This window comes from Curtobacterium sp. ABR8 (genome assembly GCF_057812125.1).
Window position 1 is genome coordinate 1,595,615 of record NZ_CM173818.1, and the last position, 12,550, is coordinate 1,608,164.

Below are 12,550 nucleotides of genomic sequence, written 5' to 3' on the forward strand. Positions count from 1 at the left end.
GGTCACTCGTAGTCCGCGATGTCGCCAGCGCCGCAGGCTGACTGCACCTCAATCGAGACGCGTCGAGGGCTGGCATTGATCGAGATCGAGTCCATCGCGTGCCCGGTGGTGACCGCGGACCAGAGTGGCCGACCGTCGTCGATCGTGTCCTGCCTGATGGACACGTCGTAGTCGTGCTCCTCCCACGTCTTTGCGACCGCGCGGACGAGCGACTCCAAATTCGTGGCGCCGGTTCGCTCCTGATCCCATGAGAACGTGACGCCTGAGCTGCGGTCGGCCGTCGAGCACTCCGACGATGCGGGTCCGCCTGAGAGCGCTGTCCAGTCACGGCCGACGGCATCGATGGTCAGCTGAATTAGAGCGAACATGTCGCCTCGTGCATTGGACGCCAATCCTCGATCACGGCCCGTCCGAGCACACCCGCCCAGGGAAGCGATCATTGTCCACGTTGTGGTGAGGAGGAGCGCTTGTGTGAGATCTATTTTGAAGCGCATCGCGAAGACAGGCTGTCAACCCTGCCACGACTCGCGCCGCTCGTCACTCAACCGACGGCGACGGCCTTAAGCCGGTTGCACGGCTCGCACAGCACCTGGAGGTTTTCCGGCTCACTGCTCCCGCTGCCTGACGCCGGGATGATGTAATCGAACTGCAGCTCGATGCTCAAGCCGCAGGCGCCGCATCGGCCGCCATCGCGAGCCCAGACGAGCCGCTTCACGTCCATCGGGATTGCGCCGGGACGGTGCTGCGCGGGCTGCGGAGGGCTGTTTGCGATGGTGTGTGCTCGAGTGATCGTCGCACCCTTGCGACGAACCCTCGTCTCGAGCAACGCGAAGACCTGCTCGGGCAGAAGCGTGTCGTTGTCCCAGAACCATCGTCCGCGGAACCGCCAGTACTGGCAATCCTTCACGCACCCGATCTTGACCGGCTTGCGACCAGACGAAGCGAAGGCCTCGCTGAGCTCGTCCTTCCGGATCTCTGCGCCCACGCAGTAGGTCGAGGGTCCGACGGCCGGCTCGACCAGGCCTCCGCATGAACAAGTTCATGCGATGCCTCTTCGACACGTTCTCGGCTCTGCGTAGCACTGAATATTCCTCTTACACCATGGCTAATCTTGACGTCCATCTTCGCTAGGGCCGAGTAGCCGGGACAACGCCCATTCGGTGTGGGGGCTTTCCGTGCCCTCGTCGTTCGGCCGCAAGACGCCACAGGCCTGCTACTGTGCCAACATGACTGATGATGTGTTGCGCGAGGAATTTTGCGCGTTCGTCGTAACGGCGGCCGCAAGCTAATCTGTCCGCCTGCCACTCGACATGTCTGAAATACAAGAACGGACAGAGTATTTTGCAGTGCCGTCACCCATGCGGTCTGGGACAGTGCATTTCGATAGGCGCCTGAAGCAGCGAGCACGCACGTTGCTAGGCTCCGAGTACCCAGTTGCGGTCGACCGCTAGTGTCCGAACGGAGCGCTGCTTCCGAATGGCGGTACCGCTCCTGACCGTGCATTGCCGAGTCATGCTACCGAGATGCGAATGGATGCTCATGATCGCCTTGACACTGCTGCGGGTGCGGCTGATCGGGCAATCACGGCAGGTGGCCTGTCGCTGAGGCGGGAATGATCTCGTAGTGCGTCCGGATCACCTCGACGAAGGTCCGAGTCGTTAAGTCAGCCTCCGCAGAGGCGCAAGCAGTCGTCGGCGCGCTTCGGAGTGTTGAGGCGGCGAGCTGCCAGCTGCCAGCTGCCACGTCCCGCCGGCGCGCGGGATCGTCTCGAGCAGGGGTGAACCCGTCACGCCGACGAGGAGAGATCGAATTGGCAGCGCCTCCAGGGGATGCTCGCGCGACACGCGATAGCGTAGCCATGCCCCAAGAGCGGGGACCTCTTACGACCGGAGACTCGATGACGCTGGTGCCCGCAAAACCCGACCACCTCACGCAACGAGAGCTCGAGCAGGCGCTTTGGGCTGCCGCGAACGCCCTGCGTGGGCCGGTCGACCCAGGTGACTTCAAGGCCTACGTCTTCCCCGTGCTCTTCTACAAGTGGATCAGTGACGTCTACGACTACCGTCACGAGGAGGCGCTCGAGGAGCTGGGAGACGGTTGGACGCAGGAGATCGAAGATGAGGACTACCAGACGTTCCTCGTCCCTGACGGCGCCCATTGGGATGACACGTTTGGAGTGACAACGAAACCTGGCGCCGTTCTGAACAAGGCGCTCGTCACCATCCAGGAAGTCAATCCCGGCAAGCTCGCCGGTGTATTCGGCGATGTGAACTGGGCAAACACAGAGCGCATCCCGGAGTCGGCGCTGAAGGCGCTCATGGGCGTGTTCGATCGCCTCACGCTCGACCCCGCGCACGTGTCCGGCGACATGCTGGGCTCCGCGTATGAATACCTGCTACGAGAGTTCGCGGAAGCATCGGGTAAGAAGGCGGGCGAGTTCTTCACTCCTCGGCATGTCGTGCATCTGCTGGTGAAGATCCTCGACCCGCAGCCGGGAGACTCGATTTGTGACCCCGCGTGCGGGTCCGCCGGCATGCTCGTTGAAACAGTTGAAGCGGTGAGGCTCGCCGGAGCTAACCCGGACTCGCTTCTGCTGTACGGCCAAGAGCAGAACCTCACCACCGCGGGCATTGCCCGTATGAACCTGTACCTCCACGGGCTCGAGGACTTCGAAATTAGGCGCGGCGACACGTTTCGGGAGCCGAAGCTTCTCGATGAAAGCGGCAAGCTTCGCACATTCGACATCGTCATAGCGAACCCGCCGTTTTCCCTGGACAACTGGCCTTCGAATACCTGGGTGAAGGATAGATATAAGCGCGCCCTGGGGGGCATCGTCCCTCCGGCAAAAAACGGCGACTGGGCGTGGATCCAGCACATGCTTGCCACGATGAACAACGACACCGGACGCGTAGGCGTCGTCATGCCTCATGGAGCGCTTTTCCGCGGCGGTCGCGAGTCCGACATGCGCCGATGGGTAATCGAAAACGACCTACTCGAGGCGGTGATCGGTCTCCCGAACAACCTGTTCTACTCGACAACGATTCCGGTGTGTCTGCTGATTTTCCGGGCGAACAAGGTCGCCAGGCGCCGCGACCATGTCCTGTTCATTGACGCCCGTTACCGGTTTAAGTCCGCGAAGAACCAGAACATTCTCAGCGACGAAGACGTTAATGCGATCACGTCGAGCTACGTGATCGGCGAGGACGCCGACGGTGAACATGGCGTCGCCGTCAGTCTTATCTCGCGCGGAGACATCAAGAGCAATGGCTATGACCTCAACATCGGTCGGTACATCCAGACAGAGTCCGAGGCCGAAGCTGACGTCGATGCAGCACTGGCCGCACTTCGCGAGGCGCAGGAGCGCATGGACACTGCGCGGGCGGCTCTTGATCTGCGGCTGAAGGAAGCCGGTTTCGATGCGTGACGGTTGGCGTGAGGCGAGGCTGGGTGATGTGGCAGTCCGGCGGAACGACTTCACCGCCGTCGAAGCCGAGACGCTGTACCGGGTCGTCGGCGTCCAGCGCAGTGGATGGGGGCTCGTCGACCGAGACCCAGTTCGCGGGGATTCAATGAAGTTCGACAAGCTTCTCAGGCTTAACGCCGACGACCTGGTATATCGGACAATCACGGCCTTCGAAGCACCAAGTGCGGTAGTGCCAAGTGGGTTCGAGGGTGCGTTCGTCACCCCGCAAACCTTCCCCACCTACGTGATCGATCGATCTCAACTGCTTCCGGCATATATGGCGGTTCTGACCACATCACCCGAGTTCCATGAAGCAATGTCGACGAGGTGTGTCGGAACTGTGCTGCGACGAAAGACACTAAGTCAAGGCGCGTTTGAGTCAATTCCGCTGGTCCTCCCGTCACTCGACGAGCAGCGGCGAATTGTGGACCTTGTCTCAGCCTTGGACGACGCTGTGGAAGCGGCCGAGGTGGAGGTTCAGGGCGCGGAGAAACTTGTCGAATCGACACGCGATCTGCGGATCTGGTCGTGCAGTGAAGATAGGGTAGCGCTCTCGAATGTTGCGCGCGTCGTTGGGCGACTCGTGCCACCTACTGGTGAGGCCGCTTCCCTCCCGCACATTGGTACTGACAGGATCGAGTCGATTACTGGGCGGCTTATTGGCGTGCGTTCTGCGGCGGAAGATCAGGTCATTAGCGGCAAATATTTGCACGAAGCTGGGGCCGTCATCTACTCCAAAATTCGGCCGAACCTGCGAAAAGTGGCAATACCAACCTGGCGCGGACTATGTAGCGCAGACGCGTATCCAATGCTCCCAACCGATGACGGCAGCGTCAGCTTCCTTAGGCATCTTCTTGTCTCACGCCCGTTCACTGACTCGGCCGTTGCGCGCTCGGGTCGCACTAAGATGCCGAAGATCAACCGGACTGAGCTCATGTCGATCGAAGTTCCCGAAATCGGCTCTGAGCAACAAGTAGGAATCGCAGCTGATCTCGATGCGATGAGTGATGCCGCGGACGCCGCCCGCGCCACTGCTGAGTCGCTTCGCTCGCTGCGTGCAAATCTATTGACTGTGCTGTTGTCGGGAGAGCACGAGATTCCGTCGTCCTACGATGCTCTGGTTGAGGGAGAGGCCGCGTGAACGGGGGGTACAACGAAAAGAGCACGGTGCAGGATGCAGCAGTGCAGTTGCTGGTGGGTGCCGGGTGGGTATATATCCCAGGTAAGGACCTCCCACGGACCATGTCGCAGGTGTTCGTCGAATCAGAGTTGAGCGCCGCGATTGAGCAGCTGAACCCGGAGCTTCTCGGACGCACTGACGCTGTGCTGGCGAATTTACGCCGAGCGGCGCTGACGGCGCCCGACGAGGGCCTAATGGCGGCGAACCAGGCCTTCACGCGGCTGCTGCGTGGCCGCGGGACCGTACTGATGCCCGACACAAACCATGATGAGCCTTACGAGGTGATCGACTACGCTCGTCCGGAGCAGAACACGTTCATCGTATCGGACGAGGTCACATATCAGGGGGCCCGGTTCGACATTGTGCTGTTCGTGAACGGTATCCCCGTCGCCGTGGGGGAAACGAAGACCCCTGTGTCAACGACGGTGACGTGGAAGGACGGCGCGAAGGACATCTTCACCTCCTACGAGGTGCATCAGCCGACGTTCTTCACATCGAACCTGCTGTCTTTCGCAACCGACGGTAAGGACTTTCGATATGCAGGCGTGCGCACGCCTCTGGAGCACTGGCAGCGTTGGGGCTCATCGGAGGTGCCAGCGACGGTCGAGGGGTGGGACCGGGTGAAGATGAGCGTAGTGGGGCTGCTCAGCCCGAAGGTCATCCTCAATCTTATCGAGCACTACGCGACGTTTGACGTGCAGGACGCAGACGGCCCCGGCCGTACGATCAAGCTCCTGCCGCGGTACTTCCAGTACGAGGCAGTCGAGCAGATCGTCGCCAGAGCCACCCGCGAGCGGAGCTCGCGCGGTCTGATCTACCACACGCAGGGCTCGGGTAAAACGCTGACGATGTCGTGGGTGGCAACGCGGCTGTACTTCGACTCGCGCATGCACAACCCGACGATCGTCGCTGTGGCTGATCGCACTCAGCTGGTCACGCAGACCTTCTCGCAGTTCGCCTCCGCGGGTGTCCCTGAGCCGGTGAGGGCTGCCACGCTCGCGTCCTTGCAGACAGCGCTCAAGCAGGGTCAGCGCGGCATCATTGCAACGACCGTGCACAAGTTTGCCGGCGCCGGCCTTCTCAGCGAGCGTGACAACATCGTCTTGCTCGTCGACGAGGCCCACCGCACCCAGGAGGGTTCGCTGGGAGAGGCGATGCGCGCAGCTCTCCCGAACGCTCACCGATACGGCTTCACCGGCACCCCGATCGCAGACTTGGACCGGAACACCTACCAGCTGTTCGGAGACGAGCGGGATCCGGGATCGGCTCTCGGAATATACGATTCGGACCGTTCCATCGCCGATGGAACCACCGTGCCGATGAGGGTTGTTCCTCGGCCAGTGAAGTTCGACATCGCCAAGGATGAGCTCGACGCGGCATTCGATGTGCTTGCCACCGAGGAAGAGCTCACTGAGACGCAAAAGGAGTCCTATGCGCGGCGAGTCGCGAACGCTCGGGCGATCTTCCACAATCCGGAACGGATCGCAGCGGTCAGCGCCAACATCGTCGACCACTTCTACAAGTCGATCGACCCGCTGGGGATGAAGGCGCAGATTGTCGTAGCAGATCAGGAGCTCTGCCTCCTCTACGATGCAGCACTCCGTGGCGTGCTAGCCGGCTCCGGGCGCGCCGCCGAGGTGGCGGTCGTTATCTCGGCGTCCGGGAAGAGTGACTACGGGCAGTACAAGCTCAGCGACGCCGAAGAGGAAGCGCTGCTGAACCGGTTTCGGGACGCGCACGACCCGCTGAAGTTCCTCCTCGTGACCGCTAAGCTTGGCACTGGGTTCAATGCTCCAATTGAGGGCGTTCTGTACCTAGACAAGCCGATGAAACTCCACACGCTTTTTCAGACAATCACCCGAACGAACAGGCCGTGGCGCAACCCGGACACGGGCTTCGTCAAGAGCTACGGCACGATCGTCGACTATGTCGGCCTCGGCGACGGATTCGCTCGCGCGATCGCTCCGTCCAACCCCGAACACGCACAGCGCCAGATCGACACCGAGGAGCTGCTGAGCACCCTCAAGGGCGCTCTTAAGGAGATTCGGCGCCGCTTCGTCGGCATCAACCGAGATGAATCCATGGACTCGCTGCAGGCGGCGCTGGAGCGGGTGCCGGCCGACAGCGAGGACCGCGCAGAGTTTCGCGCAGAGTTCGCGTTCTCGCAGGGACTGTGGGAGACGATCTTCCCGGACGCGGCTCTCGACGACTGGGCTGACGACTACCGCTGGTACGCGCAGGTGTACGCCGCAATACCTGCTGATAGCGACGACGATGATTTGCTGTGGGAGCGTCTCGGGCCGAAGACGCGTGAACTGGTTCACCAGCACATGCGCAGCGTCCGAGTCTCCGATCGGAACATCGCTGTCGTTATCGCCGACGCAGAGACGATCCGCAAGATGAGTGAAACCGGTCAGCTGCCGCCGGTCCCGACCGAGTACGAGGGGAAGTCTGCAAGGGAGATCCTCGATTCGCTCACCGCTCGCATTCAGCGCAAGCTCGACGGTGGCGGTGAGGGAGGGCTTCGCTACTCGTCGATCGCGGAGCGCCTGGATCAGCTGCGTCAGCGGGTGATTGCGACGGCGGAGGACTCCATCGAGTTCCTCACTACCTTGTTCGGCGTCGCAAACGACCTCAAGATCACAGAAGTCGAATCAGGCGGCGGGGTCCTGGCAGATCTCCCGGACCCGAACATCGGCATGCTCACGCGCATCTTCGAAGAACACCGTCCCGAGGGCATGACTGTGCTCGTATCGCAGGTTGTCGCCGAGGTCGATGCCTTGGTCAAGCAGGCCGTACATCCGAACTGGGCGACGAAGGACGCTTCCAAGAAGGCGATCCGCCGTCAGCTGCGTCAACTGTTTCAGAAGTACAAGCTGCATCTCACCGGTGAGCCGTTCGACTCTGCCTGGGGATACATCCTGAAGCACTACTGACGACTGGAGTCTCAGCGATCTGCAGCGACAGGCTGTCATCGGACGTCCCTTGGACGTACTGGCGAGTGACGATTGGAATCGCGTCTGCCGGCCACGACCCCCTGGCAACCGCTCGACTTCAGTGAGTACCAGGTGCGCCGGGTCGACGAAGGCGAGTCGGAGCGGTCCGTCTCTCGCCGCGAGTTCGAGCTGCAGACGCGCTTCGGCGAATGGCTCCGTGCTCGCGGTGAGGACGTGCAGGTGCTGCGTCTCACGGAGGACGGGGTGACGATCCTGCCTGACCTGTACGTCGCGACGTTGGGCCAGGTCATTGAAGCGAAGAAGTCGACGGCCCGGGCCTACGTCCGAACGGCGATCGGGCAGGCACTCGACTACGCGGCGGTCGCGCGACGTCGCGGTCTGTCGGTGACTCCGGCCGTACTCTTGCCGTCCGAACCGAATTCTTCGATGGTGGAGCTCTGCACCTCGGTCGGGATCACCGTGTGGTGGCCGAGCTCGAGTGGGGACTTTCGGGGAGTCAGGCCGTAGCCGATCCGTCGGTCAGCACACGCACGGTGGGGAGATCGGGCGTTGCCCATCGGAGCGAGCCGAGGTCGGTGGGGGAGAGCCAGCGCAGCTCGTCGTGGTCGGTGCTCGACGTCGGCCCGGGTCCGAACCACGGGACACGGTACGTGGCGAGGTCGATGTCGATGCTGCCCACACGGGTGACGGAGCGGTCGATCGGCTCGCCGATGACGACGTCGAGGCTCAGCTCCTCGCGCAGTTCTCGTCGCAGGGCTTCCCCAGCGAGTTCTCCCGGCTCGACTTTTCCGCCGGGGAACTCCCACTGCCCCGCCGCAGATCGACCCGGCGCCCTTCGACAAGCGAGTACCCGGCCGTCAGGTCGGGTCAGCACACCGGCGACGACTTCGATCATGCGGTCCATCCTGCCCGGCATGATCATGGCGGCGCGAGCGATCGCACTCCATCGATCGAGCGCTTGCTCGACAGATGCGGCGGCGTCCGCGGGATCTTGGTGCTCCCAGAACCGCAGCACATGCCAGCCTTCCGACACCAGGATCGCCTGGTTCTGTGCATCCCTCTGGCGGTTGGCGAGCAACTTCCGACGCCAGAGCTCAGCGTTAGCCCTCGGCAGGTGGGCGTGCTCCTCGCAGTAGTGCCAGAAGCATCCGTCGACGAAGACGGCGATCCGTGCGCGCGGGAACACGAGGTCTGGCCGCACGCGGCACTGCCGGCTGACCTGCCGGTCGATGAAGAATCGACGGCCCCGCCGGTGCAGCTCCCGACGCAACGACAGCTCGGGCGCCGTGTCGCGTCGACCGAAGCGAGCCATGTGTCGTCGCCGAGCGTCGTCCGCTTCCCATTCCTCCACGCCCCGATCCTCGTCGGGCGGTCATCGCTTCGAGGATCGAGGCGCTGATCTGTGGAGCGGTGGATGGCCGAACGGGTAGGTGAGGGAACGAGCGATCAGCGATAGCTGCCTGAGGTGACCGCGACCGGCACATCGAGGGGCGCAGCCGGAGCGACAGGATCCCCAGTCGAAGCAGCCGACTGCGCCTCCAGATCGGCCCGCACTGAGTCGGACACCCCGAACAGCAGCGTCGCCACGAATCCGACGACGTACGCCACGATGAGCCCCGACCCGTACCCGAGCAGCGCCCACCCGTAGCCGGACGACCCGTTCAGCAGCGGGATGAGCGACAGGTCCGAGGCACCGATGGCAATCGCTCCGACGGAGTGCCCGAGCTGGTCGAACAGCCCGACGACCCCGCCACCGAACGCCCCACCGATGCACGCGGTGATGAACGGCCGACCCAGGGGGAGCGTCACACCGTAGATCAGGGGTTCCCCGACTCCGAGGAACCCGGCCGGCAGCGCACCACGGATCGTGCGGGAGAGCGCCTCGTTGCGACGGAAGCGCATCCAGAGCGCGAGCGCGGCACCGATCTGCCCGGCCCCTCCCATCGCGAGGACAGGCAGCAGCACGGTCCACCCGGTCTGGTCGATCAGGGTGGTGTGGATCGGGATGAGTCCCTGGTGCATGCCCGTCATGACGAGCGGCAGGAAGAGCCCTCCGAGCACGAAGCCGGCGAAGGCCCCGCCGTTCGCGAGGAGCCAGGTGGCAGCAGTGCCGATCGCGACGGAGACCACACCGGCGACGGACATCAGGATCCCCAGCGTCACCGAACCGGCGACGAGGACGGTCACGGTGGGCACGACGATGAGCGCGATGACGTCGGGGGTGACCCGGCGCATGAACCGCTCAACGTAGGCGGCGAGGATGCCACCGGCCAGTGCACCGAGCACACCGCCCTGCCCGGGAGCCAGGGTCTCGCCGAACACGGTGACGTTCGCGACGCCGGCCGCGACGATGATGCCGCCGACCGCACCACCGAGGATGGGTGTGCCGCCGAACTCCTTCGCGGCGTTCATCCCGACGAACACGGCGAGCAGGGATAGGAAGCCGGACGAGAGCACACCGAGGAACGGCGTCACGCCGGGTACCCACCCCAGGTTCGTCAGGATGCCGTTGATCCCGGCGATCAGCCCGCAGGCGATCAAGGCGGGGATGAGCGGGATGAAGATCGCGGAGATCTTCCGGATCGCACGCATCGTGCGGCCGTCGGAGCGGGACCGTGCGGACGCCTTGATGGATGCGCCGCGAGCGGCGAGCTCCTCGGGCGACGCACCCGACGCACCCGACGCACCAGCGACACTGGACGAACCAGCCCCACCAGCCGCAGTCTGCGGGGCGGACGCGCGCAGGGCCTCCAGGTCGTCGGCCACGCGGTCGACGAGACCCGGGCCGAGCACGATCTGCAAGTTGGAGCCGGCCGCGATGGCGGCCATGACGCCGTCGGTGGCCTGGAGCGCCGGCAGGTCGACCGACGCGGGAGACGAAACCTCGACCCGGAGTCGGGTCATGCAGTTCTCGACGTCGGCGATGTTCGCGGAGCCTCCGACGGAGTCGAGGATCTGCTGGGCGAGTTGCTGTGCATCGGGCATTGCTGTGCTCCTCGGGGGAAAGGAATCGAGCGGAAGGAAAGCGGAGAAGGGGAGAGCGGGTCAGGAGATGACGGCGCGCAACGAGCCGGATGCAGCATCGAGACGCGAACGCACGTCGCTAGCGGAGGCACCGGTCAGGATCACGGCGATGGCGGTCTTCACCTCGCCGTCGGCTTCGGACAACGCAGACGAAACGATCGAGTCGGAAGCGCCGGTGACGTCCTGCACCAGCGAGAACGCCCGCGCGACGAGCTTCGCGTTCGTCGCGCGCACGTCGACCATGCGGTTGCCGTAGGTCTTGTGGCTGCGCACCATCGCGAGCGTGGTGAGCATGTTCAGCACGAGCTTCTGCGCGGTACCCGCCTTCAGGCGGGTCGAGCCGGCGATGAACTCGGGGCCGACGACGACGTCGATGGCGATGTCCGCCTCCCGCCCCGCGGCCGAGTCGGGGTTGCACGCGACGGAGACCGACAGGGCGGAGCGGCGCCGGGCCTCCAGGATGGCTGCGATCACGTAAGGGGTCCTGCCGGACGCGCTGATCCCGACGACCACGTCGTCGGCCGTCAGGCCGAGCGCGTCGAGGTCGCGGACGGCCGCTGCTTCGTCGTCCTCCGCGCCTTCGACGGCGGTGGTCAGGGCGACGTCGCCGCCGGCGATGACGCCCACCACCTGGCCCGGGTCGGTGCCGAAGGTGGGCGGGCACTCGCTGGCGTCGAGGACGCCGAGCCGGCCCGGCGTGCCGGCGCCGACGTAGACGAGTCTGCCGCCGCGCGCGAACGCTGCGGCGATCGAGTCTGCCGCCAGGGCGATGGCCGGGAGGCACGGCTCCAGTGCCCCAGGCACGCTGCGGTCGCCGGCGTTCATGCGCTGGGCAGCTTCGAGCGTGGAGATCGTGTCGATGTCGTCCAGCGAGTGGTCGGTCGCCTCGGTGGTGAGGGCGGCGAGTTCGTCGCGGAGGGCGTCGTGGTTGTGGGTCATGGTGGTGCTCAGTTCCGGTGGTGGGTGCGGACGGCGTCGCGGCTGCGGGCGAGGAGCGGCTGGGACCGCTCGTCGGTGCGCTGCGCGACGACGATGAAGAGGGCGTCGACGATGGCGAGTTGGCTCATGCGGCTGCCCATGGCGGCGGGGCGGAGGGCGCTCTCGGCACCGGCGACGCCGAGCAGGACGTGGTGGGCCGCGGTGGCGAGCGGAGCGTTGGCGTGGCCGGTGATCGCGACGATCGTCGACCGCTGGGCGGCGGCGGCGTGGGCGACCTCGAGGGTCTCGGTGGTGGAGCCCGAGTGGCTGACGAGCACCAGGACGTCGTGCTCGCCGATGACGCTCGCGAGGGTCAGGGCGTTGTGCGGGTCGTCGGCGATCGAGCTCACGATGCCGATGCGTTCGAGCTTGAGGTGCAGGTCCCGCGCGACGATGCCGCTCGCGCCGACGCCGTACAGGACGACCCGGCGGGCTTCGCTCACGGCTGCGGCCGCTGCGTCGAGCGCGTGCGGGTCGAGCGCGGCACGGGTGTCGGCCATCACGGCGCGGACGTCCTCGGTGACCTTCGCGATGACGGTGGCGACGTCGTCGTCGACGGCGACCCCGGCGTGGATCTCGGTGTGCTCGCGCTCGTGGATGCCGCGTTCGACGGCCCGGGTCATGCTGCGCTGCAGGGCGGCGAAGTTCGCGAAGCCGAGGTGCTGGGCGAAGCGGGAGACGGTGGCGGGGGAGACGCCTGCGCGGCCGGCGAGTTCGGCGGCGTTCGTGGTCGCTGCGGCTGCCGGGTCCTCGAGCACGGCGTCGGCGATGGCGCGCATGCTCGACGGCATCGTGGCCGACTGGGTGCGGACGAGGGCGAAGGCGTCGGCGCGCTCGACCCGGTCGGCTCGCTCGGTGATCGTCATTCCGCCATGAAAGCGTCTTTCGTGCGCGAGCACCAGTCGTGAAAGTACATTGCGCGTTACAGGGTTGCGGAGGGGTGCGGCT

General features: G+C 64.8%; 10 protein-coding genes. 4 read left to right on the forward strand and 6 right to left on the reverse strand.

The window, feature by feature from the left end; translation table 11 throughout:
• Window positions 1-2 precede the first annotated feature (2 nt).
• Both ACXKZB_RS07720 and ACXKZB_RS07725 read right to left on the reverse strand, forming a co-directional pair.
• Window positions 3-368 carry a hypothetical protein gene (locus ACXKZB_RS07720; protein WP_488825512.1) on the reverse strand — a complete coding sequence of 122 codons (366 nt, stop codon included), beginning with the start codon at window positions 366-368 and terminating at the stop codon, window positions 3-5.
• A gap of 173 nt (window positions 369-541) precedes the next feature.
• Window positions 542-985 (reverse strand): HNH endonuclease, encoded by a 444-nt coding sequence (locus tag ACXKZB_RS07725; protein WP_488825514.1) that lies wholly within the window; start codon window positions 983-985, stop codon window positions 542-544.
• 912 nt (window positions 986-1,897) lie between these two features.
• On the opposite strand from ACXKZB_RS07725, the gene ACXKZB_RS07730 reads away from it, so the two are divergent.
• The 4 genes from ACXKZB_RS07730 to ACXKZB_RS07745 all read left to right on the forward strand — a co-directional run bounded on the left by ACXKZB_RS07730 (window position 1,898) and on the right by ACXKZB_RS07745 (window position 8,107).
• Window positions 1,898-3,424, forward strand: a complete 1,527-nt coding sequence (locus tag ACXKZB_RS07730) for a type I restriction-modification system subunit M (RefSeq protein ID WP_488825515.1) — start codon at window positions 1,898-1,900, stop codon at window positions 3,422-3,424.
• A complete protein-coding gene (locus ACXKZB_RS07735) occupies window positions 3,417-4,604 on the forward strand; it encodes a restriction endonuclease subunit S (RefSeq protein ID WP_488825516.1) in 1,188 nt (395 codons plus the stop codon). The genes ACXKZB_RS07730 and ACXKZB_RS07735 overlap by 8 nt, the downstream gene beginning before the upstream one ends.
• The gene (locus tag ACXKZB_RS07740) at window positions 4,601-7,579 is read left to right on the forward strand and encodes a type I restriction endonuclease subunit R (protein ID WP_488825517.1); all 2,979 of its coding nucleotides are present in this window, start codon (window positions 4,601-4,603) and stop codon (window positions 7,577-7,579) included. Before ACXKZB_RS07735 ends, ACXKZB_RS07740 begins: the two co-directional genes overlap by 4 nt.
• A 72-nt stretch (window positions 7,580-7,651) precedes the next feature.
• The gene (locus tag ACXKZB_RS07745; protein ID WP_488825519.1) at window positions 7,652-8,107 is read left to right on the forward strand and encodes a hypothetical protein; all 456 of its coding nucleotides are present in this window, start codon (window positions 7,652-7,654) and stop codon (window positions 8,105-8,107) included.
• On the opposite strand, the gene vsr is transcribed toward ACXKZB_RS07745, so the two are convergent.
• The 4 genes from vsr to ACXKZB_RS07765 all read right to left on the reverse strand — a co-directional run bounded on the left by vsr (window position 8,097) and on the right by ACXKZB_RS07765 (window position 12,468).
• Complete coding sequence (gene vsr / locus ACXKZB_RS07750) at window positions 8,097-8,951, reverse strand: DNA mismatch endonuclease Vsr (RefSeq protein ID WP_488825521.1); 855 nt, start codon at window positions 8,949-8,951, stop codon at window positions 8,097-8,099. The genes ACXKZB_RS07745 and vsr overlap by 11 nt on opposite strands.
• A 95-nt stretch (window positions 8,952-9,046) precedes the next feature.
• Window positions 9,047-10,585: a PTS transporter subunit EIIC gene (locus tag ACXKZB_RS07755; protein WP_488825522.1), complete on the reverse strand. Its 1,539-nt coding sequence runs from the start codon at window positions 10,583-10,585 to the stop codon at window positions 9,047-9,049.
• Window positions 10,586-10,645: 60 nt separating this feature from the next.
• On the reverse strand, window positions 10,646-11,563 hold the full coding sequence (gene murQ / locus ACXKZB_RS07760; RefSeq protein ID WP_488825523.1) for an N-acetylmuramic acid 6-phosphate etherase: 918 nt from the start codon (window positions 11,561-11,563) through the stop codon (window positions 10,646-10,648).
• A gap of 8 nt (window positions 11,564-11,571) precedes the next feature.
• Window positions 11,572-12,468, reverse strand: a complete 897-nt coding sequence (locus tag ACXKZB_RS07765) for a MurR/RpiR family transcriptional regulator (RefSeq protein ID WP_488825524.1) — start codon at window positions 12,466-12,468, stop codon at window positions 11,572-11,574.
• Between the last annotated feature and the right edge of the window lie 82 nt (window positions 12,469-12,550).